Below are 19183 nucleotides of genomic sequence, written 5' to 3' on the forward strand. Positions count from 1 at the left end.
GCTTCATGGCTGCCAACATTCAACTCACCCCGGAACTTGAATTTTTCGCACGCGACTGCGTGGAACGTGGACGGTTCAACAACCTCGGCGATGTGGTTCGCAGTGCCCTGCGTTTGCTTCAGGAAGGGGAGGAACGGCGCACCCGGTTCAATGCCATGCTGGACGTGGTTCGGGAAGAAACGGAAAGAAATGGCGGTCACTTCCCTTGATGACGTCATGGCCGAAGCGGAACAGGATCATCGAAGAAGCGCCTCTTCCCCGATGAAACCTGCCATCCTTTCTTCCGCGGCACACAACTGACTACCGCTCGCGAAACGCCTTGTTGATCGAGGCATAAATCGGTTTGAGCATGTATTCCATCAATGTTTTCGATCCGGTATCGATGTCCGCCTGCACTGTCATTCCCGGAAGGACAGGATTTTTCCTGTCGTTGAACCCCACATAGGGTTTTTCCAGGCGCACGATCCCCTTATAAAAAGGTTCTTTTTCTTCCGGTTCCTTGAACGTCGTTGGCGAGATGGATTCCAGAATGCCATTGATCCCGCCATAACGGGCGAAATCATAGGTCGTGACCTTGACGGTCACCGATTGTCCCACGGCGACATGGCCAATATCTCGGGTACTGATCTTGGTTTCCACGCGCCGCGTCGTATCCATGGGAATGATTTCCGCGATCAACGCGCCCGGAGCGATCACCCCGCCGACCGTTTTGACCTGAAGATTGTTCACCACCCCCCAGACCGGCGAGCGAATCTCAAGACGGTTGGCGCGATCGACGAGTCTGCGGCTTTGTTCCTCGACCTGGGCCAGTTCCGTGGATACTGTCCCCAGTTCCCGCAGATTGGTCTCCCGTGATTTTTTGAGCACCTCATCCAGGTCGCCGACCGCCTCCTCCAACTCTTTTTTGGCGGTGGTCAGGTCTCCCCGAACCCGGACCCATTCCGCCTCGGTGCGTCCCAAATCTTTCTGGATGGTCAGGTAGTTCAGTTTTGAGACGACGCCTTTCTCGAATCCTTGTCGTTTCATCTCCAGTTCCTGGGAGAAATAGGTTTTCTGGACGTCGATGTTTTTTTGCTGCTCCAGAAGATTTTCGATGCGCGACCGCGACCGGGAAATACGGGTTTCGAGGACGCCCCGTTCACTCGCCAGGGCGGAACGCTGGGCCAGAAGAAGATGATTCTGGCCCAGGACAAGGGATTGGTGGTGTGGCGCGATGGGGCTGAAATCGGCCGCGGTATCGGAAAGAAAGGCGCGAATGCGAATCTCCTGGGCCTTCAACGAGGCTTTCTTGGCATTGAGTTGGTTCAGATCGGCCAGGACCGCCTCGGTATCCAGTCGAACGATGATGGCCCCTTCCTTGATGACCTGACCTTCCTGGACCAGAATCTCGCGAATGATTCCCCCCTCCAGGTGCTGTATCTGTTGCGCCGGGCTTGAAGGCATCACCTGTCCCATGGTGGAGGCGATTTCATCCATGGTGGAAAAGGAGGCCCAGACAAAAAAGGCCACGATCACCAGAGAAACGGCAAGCATCGCCGATCGAACCTGAAGGGAAAGGCCCGATTCTTCGAGAATGACCGATTGCGCCATGAATCGATGTTGTTTGTAGCCCTGTTTCAGGCGGGTAATCTCTTCCGGTTCCGGCTCCAGAAGTGATTGCAAGGATTCGGGTTCCTGCCGGGTCATCGTCAACCAATCGGGTTTTTCCTCTGTTTTTTGAACACTGCTCCCCGAATTTCCCCCGTTTGCCGGAGCGGCGACGACCGCCGGGGCCGGTGGTGGGGCCATGGGCGGGGACGATGGCGGGGGTGCGGAGGCGGACGGAACGACCGCATGGGGCGCCACGGTCACCGGAGATGGTGTCGGCGGGTTTGCCAACGCGAGGAGGACCGCAGGGTCCGCCGGGGCGATCAATGCCGGTTTGGCCGAGGGAGGGTCCGACCTTGGCGGTGAAGGTCGGGCCGGAACCAACGCGGGTTCCGGAGATCGGGATGGACTGGCCTTCGCGGAAATCGTTTTTCCCGGAGGACTGGAAGGGGATGGCGGAAGCGTCGGTCCTTCGGGGACCGGGGCCGGTTTCGCGGTCGTTTCCCTGCTGGTCACGGGCTGCATGCGGCGCGTCGTTCGCTGGCGTGTCCTGACGGCGGGGGCGGGTGGGTTGTCGCGTGGACGGGAAATCGTGACCGGCCTCCGCGCCTCCGAAGAATCCCGTGATCCGGAATCGGGCCGGTCTTCCTTTTTCGGAATGACGATCGATTTCCGCTCCGGTTCCCTGGTCAGGGGTTGTCGGTTTTCCGGGGGGGCGGAACGACCCACCTTCATGGAAAGGGTACGCGGGCGGACCGGTACCGGTTGCCGCGGCTGTTTTTCCTCGGTGGGGGCCGATTTTTTTTGTCCAAGCCGGATTGCCATCCCATGTTTGGCGTCGTTTTCCCGGTGCTCTGAATCCTGCCGGAGTCCCGATTCGACGGAGGGTGCATTTTTTTCGGATTCGGTTTTCATACCAGGTCGGAAGGAATTTTCGAGAGTACCTGTTCCGGGGTTCCGGCCAGGCGAAGATAGCCATGATCAAAGAAAAGAATTTGATCGGCCATGCGAATATGGCTGGGACGATGGGTGACGATGAACATGGTCCGTTCACCACGCAGGGAACGGGCAACCTTCATGAACGCCTGGTCCCCTTCCCAGTCGAGTGTATTGGCCGGCTCGTCGAAAAGCATGATTTTCGCCGGCTTGAGATAGGCCCGGGCCAGGGAGAGTTTTTGAATCATGCTCGATGGCAGATTGGTGGCCTTCTGGTCGCCAACCCGGGTCCAGAATTTTTGTGGCAGGGCCATGATTTCATCGTAGACCCCCGCCATCCGGCACGCCCGTTCCACATCCTCGTCCGAGGCCGTGGCATGGGAGAGCAGCAGGTTTTGTTTGATGGTTCCGTAGAAGAGGGAACAGCGTTGGGGGACATAGGCGATGGCATGGCGCAGTTCGATCAGATTCATCTGGCGAATGTCCTGACCATCGATCCGGATGCTGCCCGCCTGCGGTTGATAAAGGCCGGCGATCAGTTTGACGACGGTCGATTTTCCCGAGCCGTTGCGCCCGATGACGGCGACGATGGTCCCCGGTTTGATGTCGAACGAAACCCCCATGAGCGAAGGTTCCGATTCGGGGGTGTAGCGGATGCTGACCCGAACGAAGGAGACATACCCTTCGAACTGCTTGATCGGTTCGATGGGGGCATGTTCCTTTCGTTCCGGGACGACACTCATGAGGCTGTTGATCTGTTTGATCGACGTGCGGACCTGTTCGAGGCGGGTCATGGCGATGAAGGCGCTCTGCATCGGTCCCAACACCCGCCAGACCAGGATCATGGCAGCGACCAGCCCACCCGTGGTCATGGTCCCCTCCAGCACCTTGAACACTCCGGTGCCGATGGTGGCGACGCCGGAGCCGACGATCAACACATGGGCGAAGGTGTTGACGGTGGCGTTGATCATGGCGGTCTGAAAGTTGGTCATGGCCGATTCGGCGGCCAGGTCCCGGTATCGTTCGAGCCAGATTTTTTCGATCCCCGCATATTTGATGCCCCGGATCTTTCCCAGGGCTTCGACGGCAAACTCTTGTTTTTTCGAGGCCATCCGACGGCTTCTCGCCTCATGGTTGGTCACCAGCGGCATCATGATGGCCCACAGGGCGACAAAAAGGACCATCGTTATCATCGGAATCAGGGCCAGATTGCCGCCGAGGATGGCAATGACAATGAAGAAAACAATGGTGAATGGCATTTCAAAAAATACCATCATCAAGGGTCCGGTAAAAAATTCGCGAACGGTATCGAAATCCTTGATTCGGGACACCTGGGCGCCGATGGGCGCCCGTTCGGTAAAACTGGGGGTCAGGGAAAGAATACGCATGAAAATGGCATTGCTGACGATGGAATCAAGACGCGATCCGACATACATCAGCATCTTTGTCCGCACCTTGCGCAACACCCAGTCGAAGAAGATGACACAGGCGATCCCCAGCAACAGATTGATCAAGGTGTTGATGGAACGGCTGCCGACGACCCGGTCATAAACCGACATGACGAACAAGGGGGTCGCCACCTGAAGAATGGTGATGGCAAACGTGACCAGAAGAATCAGGGTGATGATGTCGCGAAAGCGTTCGGCAATCATCCGGAACCATCCGAGACGGACTTGTGTCGCTTCCCAGTGTTCCAGGTCCATCAATTTGAAAAAAAAGGCCCGTCCGGAAATCGAGTGGGTCGGGACCCGTTCGACGCGACGCAATTCTCCGTTGAAACAAATGATGGAATCGGCGCTTCGTTTCAAAAGCACCAGGACGCCGCCATGGTCGGGGACGAACAGGCAGGGAAGGAGACGGGGATCGAGTCTGGCCATGTTCAGCCGCCCCTCGCGGCTGATATAGGACATGTTGGCCATCATGTTGCGAAAGCCGGTCAGGTCGAGGGTTTCGGCAAAGTGCGGCAGGGATTCGGCGACATGGCGAAAGTCGCCACGATAGCCGATGGCCATGAGCAGGGGGACGATGCAGGCGCCAAAATCGGACATCTGCCCGAATTCGGCCAACAATCCACCCACTCCATCCTTGGGTTTAAGATTTCGGGCAATGGCTTCGAGTTCCGTGTCCCGGTTTTGTGGCATCCCTGTCATGAAGAAACTCCCGTCACCGGTGATTTTTCACCGATTGCAACCGTGGCCACGGCGGCGGGTTTGGGCGGCGGTGGAGGTTTCGGGATCAGCGTTCCATTTTTCAAAAGAAAGGATCGGTGCGCCAGATTCAACAACGACGGCCTGGCGCTGATCAAAATGATGGTTGCCTTGTTTTTCATTCCCAGGAGGACATTTTTCAGGTTTTCATCGCCGCGGCCATCGATGCCGGTATTGGCCTCGTCGAACAGGACCACCTTGGGATGGGTCACCAGGGATCGGGCAAGGGTGATCCGTTGTTTGATCCCCCGGGGAATCGATTCGTCGGCGCCATCGTCGATGACGGTTTCGAAGCCCTTGGGCAGCTTGGCGACGAATTCTTCCAGTTCCAGCAGTTTGGCGGTCCGGATCGCCTCATCGAGAAATTGATTGCGGAACATGTGGATGTTTTCGAGGATGGTTCCCCGGAACAGCATTCCCACCTGCGGCAGATAGGACACCTTGTCCATCAGGCTTCGGGTGTTGTGGGTTTCCAGGTCATGGCCGTCGATCAGGACCCGCCCGGAGGTGGGTTTCAGGGCGCCCATCATCAGCCACAAAAGGATTGTTTTGCCACTGCCGTTGTCTCCCGAAATGCCGATGATTTCTCCCGGAGCGACATCAAGGTTCAAGTTGTGCAGCAGCGGTGGTTTGTCCGGGGAAAAGCCGAAGGAGACCCCTTCCAGGGTCAGGCGACCTTCGATGTTGGGGATGGATGGTTTGTCGGCGCTGTGGTCGGCGGGGAGTTCGAAAATTTTTGCGACCCGTCCCTTGGCCAGGCGGATGGTCTGAAAACGGGTCCAGATTCCGACCGCTTTCTGCAACGGTTGCAGCGCCCGTCCCGAGAGCATGGTGCAGGCGGCCAGACCGCCAATCGTCAGTTCCTGAGAGACCACCATGATCGCGCCGAAGGCGACGACTCCGACCATGGAGACCTGGGCGAAGAACGATCCGATATTCTGCGAGTCTGCCCCCTGGATGCCGACATCTTCCGCCCCCTTGGCGCAGGCCTCGCTCAGGCGTTCGTAACGCCTGAGCATCATCGCTTCCATGGCCATGGATTTGATGGCATGGATCCCCCCCAGGGTTTCGATGATGAAGTTGATCCGCCGGTCATCCGATTCGATGCGGGCCCCGACCAGTTTGTGCAATTGTTCGCCGATCAACCAGACAAAGAGGACAAACAGGAGAAAGACGACCACCGGCACCAGGACCAATCCTCCGGCCAGGTGGTAGATGAGGGCAAGATAGATGGCGACGAAGGGAAGGTCAAGAATGACCGTGACCGCCTGACCCGCATAGAAATCCTTGAGAATATTCAGAGCGTTGAGCCGTTCCAGATGAACACCGGCGCCATCCCGTTCGAACGCCGCCAGATTGGTCGTCAGGAAGCGTTCCATGGCGCTGCATGCCGCCAGATGTTCGAAGCGCGCCCCGAGCCACGCGCCGATATAGGACCGCCCCATGCGCAGAATGCCCTCGAAGATCAGGGCGATGCTGACCCCGAGAATCAAAAGGCCCAGGGTGCTCAGCGCCTGAAATTGCAGGATCCGGTCGTAGATCTGCAACAGGGTGAGCGGCAGGGCGAGACCCAACAGATTGATCATGAAGGAGACCAGAAACAGGTCTCCCAGGACGGTGGACACCATCGAAAACGGCGTCAACCGTGCCGGCCATCCTTCGTTGGAGAAAAATCGGTCCTTGCCACTCATGACGGTTGATCAAGATCCCTGTGTGCGTCCCCGGACGTTCCAGGCGTCATGAAACGATCGATTTTCACCCGCCGCGCCCTTTCTTCCCTCTGTTTCATCGTCATGCAAAGGTTCCTCTCCCACGGTTTACATGTGAATACAGATTAACATGAATGCAGCGCCGACGCATGGAAGTTCAAGACGTTGGCAAACCGATTTCCAAGGGCCGTCCCGCGTCCGGTCCGACGGCGAGACCGTTAATTCAATTAATTCGACTTACACGGCATGGTTGTTGCTTGTATTAATTGTAACCATGGAGGTCCGGAAACGGCACTCCAGCGCTTCGACCTGGGACTTGTGATCAAAACGTGAAAAAGGGTATTGAACTGTTTCGGATTTCCATCCCCATCGCTTTAGGATTGGTATGGATTCCCCTGTCCGAACTCCAGGCGCAGACGCTGGAGGATGCGGTCGGATCGGCCATGGCGGGCAATCCGAGGATTCTGGCTGCGGTGAACGATCATTTGGCATGGGGCCAACGGATCGACCAGGCGTTTTCGGGATTTTTGCCGCGGGTGGATGTCAATGCTGGCACAGGCCGGGAATGGACCTCCAGTCCCACGACCCGGGCCATCGAGGGGGGGTATGCCCTGGATCGGGGGGAACTGGGGGTATCGGTCCGCCAAAGCCTGTTCGAAGGATTCAATACCGTCCATTCCCTGAAACAGGCCAAGGCCAAAACCCGGTCGGCGGAGGCGGGTTTGCAGGAAACCACCCTTGCGGTTGTTCTGGAAGCGATCGAGGTGTATCTGGAAACCCTCAAGCAGGGCGAACTGCTCAAGGTGAATGAAGAGGCAGTGGCCACGCATGAGCAGATTGTCGCCAAAATGGAGGAACTCAAGGACATTGGCGTCGGCACCGACATCGAGACCAATCAATCCCGCAGTCGTCTGGTCATGGCCCGTTCCGAACAAGAAGGGACGGTGCGGAAACTGAAAGAAGCCGAAGCCCGTTTCCAGGAGGTGATCGGGCGTCCCCCGGAAAACCTGACCCTTCCCATGGTTGGCTTGTCGCTTCTGCCCAAGAGCCTTGATGAAGCCAACCGGTTGGCACTGGCCCACGCACCGGCCCTTCAGGGGTCGGAGGCGAATCTGGATGCGGCGGTGGCGGAAAAAAAGATGGCGGTTTCCAACCTTTTGCCCAGGCTCAATCTGGAAATGGACCTGGGCAACAATGCCAATGTTTCCGGGACCCGCAGTTACACCAAGAGCGCCTCGGCCATGCTGCAATTGCAGTACAATCTGTTTCAAGGGGGCAACGATTGGGCGCGCCACCGGGAAACGACCCGGCGGGTCGATCAATCCCAGGAGGAATTGGAACAGGAACGGCGACGGATCATCAAGGATGTGGCTGCCTCCTGGCACGAAGTGATGAATGCGGTCCGGCAGGTGCCGTTGATGGAAAAGAATCTTCTGGTTCAGGAGCGGGTCGCCCTGGGGTATCAGGAAGAGGAGGCCCTGGGAACGCGGTCGCATCTGGATGCCCTCAACGCCTTGAACGATGTCTTCATTGCCCGGCGCTCCCTGATCGAGGAACGATACAAACAGGTTTTGTCGGCATGCAAACTGTTTTCCAACATGGGGCTTCTGACCGAGGTCATCCACCGGTTTTCCCAGGAGTTGCCTGCCGTTGCCACAAGCCGGTCGATGAACATGGCTACCATGGTCGCCCAGGTCCGGGAAAAACAGGGACAACCGCTGCCCTGGACAACCCCATGGACCAGCGATGAAGATTCAACGATCCCTTCCTGGAACGGACAGGCCGAGAATGCCCTCATCGACTACGTTGGTCAGATCGAAAAGAATGAAAACCCGATAGTGCTTCCGTTTTCGATTCAGGTGGGTGGCGTCATGGAGGAGTCTTCCAGCGACCCCCTGGTGGAGCGGTTGACTGGACTTGGATATGAGGTATTCGTTCAGGAATCGCGGGATTCCCAGGGACGGATCTGGCATCTGGTCTGGGCGGGAAGTTATTCCAGCCGCCAGGAAGCGGCAGCGGCCTTGAAGAAACTCCAGGAAAAAGAATCGATCCCCGCCTTCGTGACCGCGACCGCCATTCCCCCTTCGGGGACCCATCTGTCCCTGACGCGCATCACGCCGGAACGGGAATCGCGGGCAACCGATACGATGGAAGAGGCCGTCTTTCTTGGGATGATCCAGGATTCCGCCCTTGGGACATCTGGCGCTTCGGACCGGCATTCCAGGAACGGTCTTCCCCGTGAACCGGGCAGGTGATCGAAACCCCATCACCCTCGGTCGGGCAGTTCCTGGCGGCAGACGCGATTTCTCCCTTCCTGTTTGGCCCGGTACAATTGTTCGTCCGCCTCCTTGAGGATCGATTGAACGGTGGTGGCTGGGGGGGACGAACCAATTCCCATGGAAACGGTCAATCCGGGCAAAACAGTCCCATCGGGCATGCGAATGGTGCGGTTCATGATGGAACGACGCATCCGTTCGGCGACCTTGGCGGCGTCGGCAGGGCTGGTTTCGGGAAGGATCACGGCGAATTCCTCTCCGCCATAGCGGGCAGCAAAATCGCCGGGGCGGATGGTTTCGGTCATGACCGCGGCCAAGGCGATCAAGGCGCGGTCGCCAGCCAGATGTCCCTGGGTATCGTTGTATCTCTTGAAATGATCCGCGTCGATGATTACCATCGAAATCGGTGTGCCATCGACCTGGCAGCGGGAAAGAAGGCGTTGAAAGGCCTCATCGAAGGAGCGGCGGTTGTAGACCCCGGTCAAACCATCGACGCGGGCGATTCCTTCCAACTCTTCGATCTGCCTGTTCTGGAGAATGGTTTTCCGATTGCCCGAGACGATCCAGCCCGAAATGATCCGCAGCAGGTTTCTGGCGATCCGGGTGGCCTGATTGATCAAATGCCACAGCGTTTCCTGACTGATGGCGATCACCTGACATGGAGCGCCACCCAGAACCCAGGCCGAGGTCAGGGTCGAACCGATCAGGGAGAGTTCCCCGACCGTTTCACCGGGACCGACGACACGGATCGCGGGACTTTCCGGTGTTTCCAGATGAATGGTCAGTGTTCCCATGACCAGGAAGTAGACCGTTTCATTTTTCGTCCCTGCCTGGAGCAATACCTCTCCCGTATCGACGGCCCTCATGGGACAGTCGGAAAGTGTCTGCAACAACAGGTCGGGATGCACATCCCTGAAAAGGACGGATTGTTCGATGGCCTTTCGCAGCATGGTCTTCTCCGACAATCGGCAAGGATCCCAATCGTCCGATGGTATCCGCAACCCCATTGAAAAACCATGTTTCATCTTTTCTTTCGAAGATACTGGATCGGAACGATGACCGGGTCATCGATCCACTGTAGGACTGAGAGCGATAGGATATGATCAACGCCGTGACAGTATTGAAGGATTTAAAGGCGCTTCTGCCCGGGCTGGAGGATGACATCCGTATCCGGCTGGAAGAGACGCCCGGGGAGCAGGCGCGGCTTGAGGGGGAATACCGGGAGGCCCTGGAGGGAGGGCGCACCGGGGCGGCGTGGGAGGCGTGGCGGGACGAGCGGGTGACGCAGGCTGCCGTGGCCTGGGTTCTGGCAGGAGTGTTCGTGCGCTTTCTGGAGGACAACAGGCTCATCGAGCAGCCTTGGCTCTCTGGACCGGGCAAGCGGCGGCTGTTTGCCCAGGACCGGCATACCCTCTACTTCCGCAGCCATCCCAGCCACGGCGACCGGGATTATCTGCTCCACGTTTTTGGCGAGGTGGCAAACGATCCGGCGATGGCGGCGCTGTTCGACCGGCGGTTCAACCCGTTGTGGCGGTTGATGCCCAGCGGCGACGGGGCGGCGGGACTGCTTCGATTCTGGCAGGGGAGCGACCCGGCCACAGGGGCGTTGAACCATGATTTTACCGACCCGGAGTGGAACACCCGTTTTCTTGGCGACCTGTACCAGGACCTTTCCGAGGAGGTACGCAAACGATACGCACTGTTGCAAACGCCTGAATTTGTTGAGTCCTTCATTCTCGACCGGACCTTGACGCCAGCGATTCGGGAGTTTGGTTTCGCGACGGTGCGACTGATCGATCCCACCTGTGGCTCGGGGCACTTTCTGCTGGGGGCGTTTCACCGGCTGTTTGCCCTGTGGCAGAAGAAGGAACCGGAGACCAACGCCTGTGTTCTGGCCCAGAAGGCGCTGGATGGTGTGTGGGGGGTGGATCTCAATCCCCATGCGGTAGCCATCGCCCGCTTCCGTCTGCTGGTGGCCGCCCTCAAGGGGTGCGGCATCACCCGCATGGCCGATGCGCCGGGGTTTGTCCTCCATCTGGCGGTGGGAGATTCGCTGCTTTTGGGAAGGCGCTTTCGTCAGAGCGACAATATCCAGCCCACGTTGGATCCTGATGGCGATGCGCTTACCAAGGCGTTGAATACCGAGGACAAAGAAGCGCTATGGGAAATCCTGGGCCAACAATATCATGCGGTGGTGGGCAATCCGCCCTACATCACCCCCAAGGACAAGGCCCTCAATCAGGCCTATCGGGACCGCTACGTCAGTTGCCATAAGAAGTATTCCCTCGGGGTGCCGTTCACCGAGCGGTTTTTCGATCTGGCGATCCAGGGTCGGGAGGGCCAGCCCGCCGGGTTCGTGGGGCTGATCACCGCCAACTCATTCATGAAAAGAGAGTTTGGCAAAAAGCTGATCGAGTCCATGTGGGTGGGCAGGGACTTCCATAAATCTCTTTTCGGAAGTGTGGATTTCGATACCATCATTGATACCAGTGGGGCCTATATTCCTGGCCATGGCACGCCCACGGTGATCCTGTTCGGGCGGCATCGGGATCCGGCCCTTCCGGTGGTGCGCACGGTGCAGGGCATCCGGGGGGAGCCGTCGATCCCGGTGAATGCCGCCCAGGGCCAGGTCTGGTCCGCCATCGTGGCCATGATCGACCAGCCCGGCTCCGGGAATGAGTTGATCAGTGTGGTGGATACGCCTCGGACAACGTTTGAAACCCACCCGTGGAGTCTGGGGGGCGGCGGGGCTTCGGAGTTGAAAGAGCACATTGAAGAGGCAAAAAAAACGGACCTTGGCGCCATTTCGGAGAGCATAGGAATAACATCCTTCACCTTGGAAGATGACATTTTCATTTTACCGGCCAAAGCAGCCCGTCGGCATGGCATCCCGGAAAATCTTCAGCGTCCGATGATGTTGGGAGACTTGATGCGCGATTGGACGGTCAGTGACCTGGATGTGGCCGTTTTCCCGTATCAAGAGGATTTTTCACCGATCCAGGATGACCCTTCAAACCCCGCGCTCAGGTATCTTTGGCTGGCCCGTACTTCCCTGGCAAGCAATAAGATGTTTGGAGGAAAGGCCAAGGTTGAATGCGGTTTGCATTGGTATGAGTTTGGTCGGTTAACTCACGCCAAACTCCGCACTCCCCTTTCCATCGCCTTTGCCGAGGTGGCCACCCACAATCATTTCGTGCTGGACCGGGGTGGCAAGGTGTTCAAGCAGACGGCCCCGGTGATCAAGCTGAAGCCCACGGCCACGGAAGCGGACCATCTGGCCCTGCTGGGGTTGCTCAATAGTTCCACAGGACTGTTTTGGCTGCGGCAAGTTTGCTTCCCGAAAGGTGGATTTGCAGCAGGAAAGTGGGAAGAAAGATACGCATTCAATGCGTCAAATGTGGCAGGATTCCCAATTCCAGACGAAACACCTCAGTCTCTCGCCACCCGTATAGACCAACTGGCTCAGGAGCGGCAAGCCCACCTGCCCGCGCAACTGGCCGGGCAATTTCCCATGACCCGGAAGGCGTTGGATGGCTATCGGGCCGAGGCCGAAACCCTGCTGGGCCGCATGATCGCCTTGCAGGAGGAATTGGATTGGCAGTGCTATCGCCTTTACGGCATTCTCGACGACGACCTGACCCATCCGGGCGAACCGCCGGAAGTATCCCTGGGGGAACGTCCTTTCGAAATGATTATGGCGCGCAAGATGGCCGCCGGAGAGATGGAATCCACCTGGTTTACCCGCCACGGTTCCACCCCCATCACCGAGATTCCCGGCCACTGGCCCGCCGACTACCGCGCCACGGTGGAAAAACGGCTGGCGGCCATCGAGAAGAAGCACAATATCCGCCTGATCGAGCAGCCGGAGTACAAGCGGCGCTGGAATCTGGAGTCCTGGGAGGAGCAGGAACAGCGCGCCCTCAAGGGGTGGCTCCTGGACCGCATCGAGGCCATGCCCCAGTGGCGGAGCGAAACTTGTGAACTTACCACCTGTGCCCGTATTGCCGACAAACTCTATCACGATGGCGCGTTTTTCCATGTCGCCACCTTCTACCGGGGCCGCGGCGATTTCGATTTGACCCGAATGGTCATCGAACTGGTGCTGGACGAGGCGGTGCCGTTTCTGCCCATCCTGCGTTACAAGGATTCCGGCCTGCGCAAACGCACTGCCTGGGAACGCACCTGGGATTTGCAGCGAAAAGAAGACGCCGGGGAACCGGTCGGCGATATTCCGGTACCTCCCAAATATACGTTCGCCGACTTCGCCAACGTCACCTGGTGGCGGCTGCGGGGCAAACTGGACGTTCCCAAAGAGCGTTTTATTTTGTATCCCCATTGTGAAAAGGCCAAGGACCCCACTCCGGTCATCGCCTGGGCCGGCTGGAACCACCTGCAACAGGCCCAGGCCCTGGCGGGTTATTTCATCCACATGCGCGATAACGAACGCTGGTCCGCGGATCGGCTCATGCCTTTGCTGGCCGGATTGCTGGAGTTGTTGCCTTGGCTCAAACAGTGGCACAATGCGCAGGACCCCACCTTCGATACCGGTATGGGGGACCATTTTGCCGGATTCATTGATGAGGCGATGCATGGATTGGGGCTGACCGAAGCGAAGGTCCGCTCCTGGCGTCCACCCCAGGCTGTACGCCGTCGGAAAGGGGAGAGGAACATGTGATGACGCGCCAGACACGGTTTACCGCCCCGGTCGTTCTCGTGGATGACGAGGAGGAACTGCTGTTCACCTCCATGGTATTGCTGCGCAATCATGACATCGCCCCGGTCGTCACCTATCCCGACAGCCGGCAATTGATGGACCAGTTGGCAATTCACGGCGCCTCGGTCATCCTCCTCGACCTGATCATGCCCAATCTGACGGGGCGGGAACTTCTGCCACGGATTCAGCGTTTTTTTCCCGATATTCCCGTCATCATCATGACCGCGGTCCACGAAGTGGAAACCGCCGTCGCCTGTATGAAGGAGGGGGCGTTCGACTATCTGGTGAAGCCGGTGGATGAAAACCGGTTTGTGTCGAGCGTGCAACGGGCGATGGAACGACATCAACTTCAACTGGAAATCGGTCGTCTCAAACATCACCTTTTATCGGACCGGGTCGAACAGGACCCGGCGTTTCGCGAAATCATCACGCAAAGCCGCAAGATGTTTGCCATTTTCAAATACCTCGAAGCGGTTGCCGACTCCCCGGAACCGGTATTGGTGGTCGGTGAAACCGGTGTCGGCAAGGAACTCATGGTCGAGGCGATCCATCGCCTGAGCGGTCGCGAGGGAGAACTGATCGCGGTCAATGTGGCGGGGATCGATGACAACATGTTTTCCGATACCCTGTTCGGTCACCGTCGCGGCGCCTTTTCGGGGGCCGACCAGCCCCGGGAAGGAATGGTGGCCCGGGCAAAAAATGGAACCTTGTTTCTGGATGAAATCGGTGACCTGGGACAAACCTCCCAGGTCAAACTGTTGCGCCTGTTGCAGGAAAAAAAATATTACCCCCTGGGCAGCGATCTGCCCATCAAAACCGATGCCCGCGTCATTTGCGCCACCAATCGCAACCTTTCCCAGGCCATGGAACAGGGAACCTTCCGTGCCGATCTTTATTTTCGCCTGGCGGCGCACCATGTGATGATTCCCCCTTTGCGCGAACGAAAAGAGGATATCGAACTGCTGCTCAATCATTTCATGGCGGAAAATGCGGAAAGTCGCGGCACGAGCGTGCCGACTCCGCCGATCGAACTTAATAAACTGTTGGAATCATACCACTTTCCTGGAAACATACGCGAATTGAAGGCCATGACCATGGATGCCATGGCCCACCATGATTCGGGCATGCTGTCCATGGACATGTTCAAAAGGCACATCTTCGCCAAATCGGGGATGACCGCGAACGTGACGCAACGATCCGAAGACGAAAGCCGCCTGTTCCGCGATCACCCCGATCCCCTGCCCACCATTCAGGCCGCCACCGACCTGTTGATCGAGGAGGCGTTGCGTCGTGCCGGCAATAACCAGGGAATCGCCGCGGCACTCCTGGGAATTACCCGTCAAACCCTGAACCGACGCATGCAATCACGCAAGAAAGATGGATTTTAGAAATGAAAACATGTTTCTTATGACAGCAGACATTCGATCCGGAAAAGTGTCTTTCAATCGCCCTGCGGGACTGATAAGCTGATGCAATGCCAACATCCATCAAGAAACCCATTCTGCTCCTCTTTATCGTTTCGGCATCCCTGTGGGTTGCCATCGTTGCCCTGTCCATACAAAGGACCCACCATGCCCTCGAACACCTTCATCTTGAAAGAACGTGGGAATCCTTCGAAATCGGCCTGAAGGGCGCCCTTGATGGAAAGAGTCGCGAATTCGAAGGGCTGGTCCGGCTGATGCAACGACAATCCGGGGTGTCCCAGGCCCTTGCCCAGGGGGATCGCGCACGTCTGCTCCAGGAACTCACGCCACTGTGGCAGGCCACCGAATCCTTGACGGGATCGTCGCGACTGACCTTTCTCACCCCTGATTTACATGTGCTTCTTCGTCTCCATCGGCAGGACGATCATGGCGATGCGGTGACCCACGCCGCACTGCTGGAAGCCGCGCGCACCGGCGAGCCTGCCAAGGGAATGGAGCCGGCTTTGTCCGGGGCATTGACCTGGGTGGTGGTGCATCCCTGGCGTGACGGGGATGGAAATCTTCTGGGCTATTCGGAACTGGGAGCGAATATCGGTCCCATGATCGCCGAATTGGAAAGGATTGGTGGCATTCACGCTTTTTCGTTCATTCTGAAAAGCCCGGTCCGGCGCGACCTCTGGGAAACGTCAATGCGGCAACATTCGTTTCACTGGAATCGATACACCCACATCATCCCTGCCGAAGGATCACGCCAGGCCATTCCTTCGTGGCTGACCGAGGAATTCATGGAGGACTCCACGGCAACGACGGGAAAAAGTTTTCTGTTTTCATGGTATTGGTTGGATCATCACGAACATTTCCGCCGCATGGATCTTTTTGATGGTTCCAAGAAACTCTTGGGATGGATCGCCCTGGTTGCCATGGATGAAAACATCGCTTCCATGGTACGCCGTAATTTTTTCGTCATGCTGGCCGGCCTTCTCGCCTTGTCGCTCTTCATGATCTACGTGGTTCGCCGTCGTTTGCGATGGGTGGAACGAAACATCACCGAATCGGTGGAACACCTTCGCCAAAGCGAAACCCGATGCGCCACGATCATCAATTCCGCCATGGATGCCTTCATCCGCATCGATTCACAGGGTACGATTCTGGAATTCAACAGCGCCGCGGAGAACATATTTGGTTATTCGCGTGCAGAAATCATCGGTGCCCGGGTCGGCGATACCCTGATTCCCGAGGAAGAACGCAAACGCTTTGTGCGTCTCATGAAAAAATTTTCGCACCAGGAAGACGCGCACATCCGAAATCAACGGCTGGAGATGACGGCCCTTCACAAAAATGGCATGAAATTGCACGTCGATCTGGCCATTTCGGTCATATCATTGGTCAACAACACATTCTTTGCCATTTTTCTGCGTGACCTCACCCAGAGAATAAAAATCGACAAACGCCTCCGATTGCAGTCCGCCGCCATGGAAGCGGCGGCCAATCCCATCGTCATCACCGATTGTCAGGGGATCATCCAGTGGATCAATCCCGCCTTCACCCGTTTGACGGGTTACCAACCCGAAGAAGCCCTGGGCTTGACCCCAAAGCTGTTGAAATCGGGGGAACATGACCAGAAATTCTATGAAACCCTTTGGAAAACGATTCTTTCGGGAACTGTGTGGCACCACGAAATCATCAATTGCAAAAAGGACGGGACCCGCTATGTCCAGGATACGGTCATCACACCCGTTCGTGACGAAGGAGGGAACATTCGCCACTTTATCGCCATTCAGCAGGACATTACCGACAGGAAACGCATCGAAAATGAACGCAATCGGTTTTGGATGGCCGTGGAACAAAGTCCGGTCTCGACGGTCATCACCGACCCCGAAGGCTTGATCGAATATGTCAATCCGCAATTCACCCGTGCCACGGGATACGATCAGCATGAGGTGATCGGAAAAAATCCGAGAATACTCAAATCGGATGCCACGCCTCCCTCCATGTTTGCCGAAATGTGGCAAACGATTTCCAGTGGTGGTATCTGGCGGGGAGAACTGTTGAATCGGAAAAAATCAGGCGCGCTTTTCTGGGAATCGACCCTGATCGCCCCCATTTTCAATGATTCCGGCAGGATTCAACATTATCTGGCCATCAAGGAGGACATCACCGAAAAGAAGGCCTATGAAACGACCCTCGAAGAGGCGCGATTGAAAGCGGATGCCGCCAATCGGGCGAAGAGTGAATTTCTCGCCACCATGAGCCATGAGATTCGCACCCCCATGAATGGCGTCCTGGGAATGATGGAATTGTTGCTTGAGAGTCCATTGCATCCGGAACAACGAAAACATGCGCAAACGGTGTATCGCTCCGGGGAGACCTTGTTGACGTTGCTCAACGATATTCTTGATCTTTCCCGTATCGAAGCCAGTCAAATCAAGCTGGAGCATACGTCACTCGACCTCAAGGAATTGCTGGGCGAGGTTGCCGATGTCTTTTCTCCCCTGGCCCATGGCAAATCGCTGTCGTTGAACCTGACCCTCGATCCACCCGGGATGAATACCCGGGTTCTGGGAGATCCGGTTCGCTTGCGGCAAATCCTGGTCAATCTGACGGGAAACGCCGTCAAGTTCACCGAGCGGGGCGAGGTGACCATTCGTCTTTTTCGTCAATGGGAACAACAAAACCGAACCGCATTTCGCTTCGAAGTCGAGGACACCGGCATCGGCATCGACGAGGGGGCGCGGGAACGTTTGTTTCATCCCTTCGTCCAGGCGGACAGCACCACCACCCGACGTTATGGCGGCAGTGGCCTGGGCTTGTCCATCGTGCGCAAACTGGTCGAATTGATGGGCGGGACCCTGGGTTTGCAGAGTGTTCCCGGACAGGGAAGCACCTTCTGGTTCGAGGTCGTTTTTGTCAGTCAACCGGTACCGGAGGCAACGGTTGTCCCCGACATGACCGGCCCAAGGAGAACGAAACACCCCACCGCGTCCGTCAAGGACCGCTTCCCAGGTGTTCGAATTTTGGTGGCGGAGGATTTTGAAATCAACCGCGATGTGATTCTTGAAATGTTGCACAAGCTGGAATGTGAAGTCCATTGGGCGGAAAATGGCCGTCGCGCCGTGGAAATGGCCGCGGCGAATCGTTATGACTTGATCTTCATGGACATGAACATGCCGGAAATGGACGGCATCACCGCCACGGCCCACATTCGCCACTTCCAGGAAACCTCCGGCGTTTCCCGTTCCACCCCCATCGTTGCCGTGACTGCGGATGCCATGTCGGGGGATCGGGAACGATACCTGGCGGCGGGGGTTGATGATTATATCGCCAAACCGTTTCGCTTACGCGATCTGGCGGGCGTTCTGTCCCAATGGCTGCCAAACCGTGCGTCTTCTCCCGCCGTCGCCGTTATGGAGGAGGAAAGCCTGGAGCATCCCGAACCCGCCATGCCGTCGATCGTCGCCAGCGACGATGGCGTCCTCGACGACAGGGAACTGGAGCGTCTGCGTCATGAGGTGGGTGATGAACTCGGCACTATTGTCCATGTTTTTCTGAAAGGATTGGATGAGCGCGTCCAGGATATCGTGACGGCGGAATCATCCGAGGCATTGGTCGAGCGGGCGCATCGTCTGAAGGGGGGGGCCAGGATCCTGGGTGCCAGGCAACTGGCGGATTTGTGCCAGAGTCTGGAACAACTGGCCAAGAAAAACCTTATGGCCGAGACGGTTCCCCTGATTGATGAATTGAAACCTGCCTCCCAAAGGGCTGCGGTCCAGCTGCGTCAACGTTTCGGCGACGGGGGGGTGTCAACGGTTATTTGACAATCACTTTCATAAAAATGTGTTTGTCATCATCGTCTCGATAAAAATCCTTCAAGACACACAGTTCTTCATAGCCAGTCTTGCGATAGAAACCACGTGCGCGTTGATAGGCCGGGGTGGAGGAGGTTTCCAGATAGATTCTTTTCGCCCCGGCCAGGCGCATCAGACGTTCCGCTTCGGTCTGAAGGCGAACGCCCAGACCGCTCCCAAACCATTGCGGGCGCACGACCAGCCAATAAAAATCATAACGACTGTCGGTGGCAGCGATGGGGCCATAACAGGCGTATCCGGACAGCCTTCCGGAGGGTTCACGGGCAAAGAGAAAGAAATAGCCGCTTTTGTCGCCGATGGAAAGGCGCGTCTCGACCAATTCGACCGCCATGTCCACTTCGGAATCGTTGAAGTTTCCAGTACTGGCCACCAGATCGCGGACCCGATCCATATCCTCGCGAACGACCGTGATATCCAATGAATCGACTGTGTTGCCTGTATGATTCATGACCGGGTTCCCGAAA

9 protein-coding genes and 1 pseudogene are annotated in these 19183 nt (G+C 57.2%); 5 read left to right on the forward strand and 5 right to left on the reverse strand.

Features of this window, described 5'->3' with window-relative positions; all coding sequences use genetic code 11:
- Positions 1-5 precede the first annotated feature (5 nt).
- Positions 6-300: pseudogene (locus HQL76_07975) on the forward strand (type II toxin-antitoxin system ParD family antitoxin).
- On the opposite strand, the gene HQL76_07980 reads toward HQL76_07975, so the two are convergent.
- The 3 genes from HQL76_07980 to HQL76_07990 are packed head-to-tail and all read right to left on the reverse strand — an operon-like array spanning position 301 to position 6421.
- Positions 301-2502: an HlyD family type I secretion periplasmic adaptor subunit gene (locus tag HQL76_07980; protein ID MBF0109096.1), complete on the reverse strand. Its 2202-nt coding sequence runs from the start codon at positions 2500-2502 to the stop codon at positions 301-303.
- A complete protein-coding gene (locus HQL76_07985; protein ID MBF0109097.1) occupies positions 2499-4664 on the reverse strand; it encodes an ATP-binding cassette domain-containing protein in 2166 nt (721 codons plus the stop codon). The genes HQL76_07980 and HQL76_07985 overlap by 4 nt, the downstream gene beginning before the upstream one ends.
- A gap of 5 nt (positions 4665-4669) precedes the next feature.
- Positions 4670-6421, reverse strand: coding sequence for an ATP-binding cassette domain-containing protein (locus tag HQL76_07990; protein ID MBF0109098.1), 1752 nt, complete (start codon positions 6419-6421; stop codon positions 4670-4672).
- A 347-nt stretch (positions 6422-6768) separates the two neighbouring features.
- Between HQL76_07990 and HQL76_07995 the strand changes: the two genes are divergently transcribed.
- Positions 6769-8694, forward strand: coding sequence for a TolC family outer membrane protein (locus HQL76_07995; GenBank protein MBF0109099.1), 1926 nt, complete (start codon positions 6769-6771; stop codon positions 8692-8694).
- An 11-nt stretch (positions 8695-8705) separates the two neighbouring features.
- Here the strand turns inward: HQL76_07995 and HQL76_08000 are convergent, their stop codons facing one another.
- Positions 8706-9665: a GGDEF domain-containing protein gene (locus tag HQL76_08000; GenBank protein ID MBF0109100.1), complete on the reverse strand. Its 960-nt coding sequence runs from the start codon at positions 9663-9665 to the stop codon at positions 8706-8708.
- A gap of 149 nt (positions 9666-9814) precedes the next feature.
- Between HQL76_08000 and pglX the strand changes: the two genes are divergently transcribed.
- The 3 genes from pglX to HQL76_08015 all read left to right on the forward strand — a co-directional run bounded on the left by pglX (position 9815) and on the right by HQL76_08015 (position 18668).
- Positions 9815-13390 (forward strand): BREX-2 system adenine-specific DNA-methyltransferase PglX, encoded by a 3576-nt coding sequence (gene pglX, locus HQL76_08005; protein ID MBF0109101.1) that lies wholly within the window; start codon positions 9815-9817, stop codon positions 13388-13390.
- Complete coding sequence (locus HQL76_08010) at positions 13390-14817, forward strand: sigma-54-dependent Fis family transcriptional regulator (protein MBF0109102.1); 1428 nt, start codon at positions 13390-13392, stop codon at positions 14815-14817. The genes pglX and HQL76_08010 overlap by 1 nt, the downstream gene beginning before the upstream one ends.
- 86 nt (positions 14818-14903) lie before the next feature.
- Positions 14904-18668 carry a PAS domain S-box protein gene (locus HQL76_08015; GenBank protein ID MBF0109103.1) on the forward strand — a complete coding sequence of 1255 codons (3765 nt, stop codon included), beginning with the start codon at positions 14904-14906 and terminating at the stop codon, positions 18666-18668.
- On the opposite strand, the gene HQL76_08020 is transcribed toward HQL76_08015, so the two are convergent.
- A complete protein-coding gene (locus tag HQL76_08020) occupies positions 18661-19167 on the reverse strand; it encodes a GNAT family N-acetyltransferase (GenBank protein MBF0109104.1) in 507 nt (168 codons plus the stop codon). The two genes, HQL76_08015 and HQL76_08020, sit on opposite strands and share 8 nt — an antisense overlap.
- Positions 19168-19183: the final 16 nt, after the last annotated feature.

The organism is Magnetococcales bacterium (assembly GCA_015228815.1).
Classification (GTDB): Bacteria; Pseudomonadota; Magnetococcia; order Magnetococcales; family UBA8363; genus UBA8363.

What these genes read in the sequence shown, in the direction of transcription:
- HQL76_07980 (MBF0109096.1), bottom strand. Translation starts at nt 2,502, where the DNA reads ATGAAAACCGAATCCGAAAAAAATGCACCCTCCGTCGAATCGGGACTC.
- HQL76_07985 (MBF0109097.1), bottom strand. Translation starts at nt 4,664, where the DNA reads ATGCCACAAAACCGGGACACGGAACTCGAAGCCATTGCCCGAAATCTT.
- HQL76_07990 (MBF0109098.1), bottom strand. Translation starts at nt 6,421, where the DNA reads ATGAGTGGCAAGGACCGATTTTTCTCCAACGAAGGATGGCCGGCACGG.
- HQL76_08000 (MBF0109100.1), bottom strand. Translation starts at nt 9,665, where the DNA reads ATGCTGCGAAAGGCCATCGAACAATCCGTCCTTTTCAGGGATGTGCAT.
- pglX (MBF0109101.1), top strand. Translation starts at nt 9,815, where the DNA reads ATGATCAACGCCGTGACAGTATTGAAGGATTTAAAGGCGCTTCTGCCC.
- HQL76_08010 (MBF0109102.1), top strand. Translation starts at nt 13,390, where the DNA reads ATGACGCGCCAGACACGGTTTACCGCCCCGGTCGTTCTCGTGGATGAC.
- HQL76_08015 (MBF0109103.1), top strand. Translation starts at nt 14,904, where the DNA reads ATGCCAACATCCATCAAGAAACCCATTCTGCTCCTCTTTATCGTTTCG.
- HQL76_08020 (MBF0109104.1), bottom strand. Translation starts at nt 19,167, where the DNA reads ATGAATCATACAGGCAACACAGTCGATTCATTGGATATCACGGTCGTT.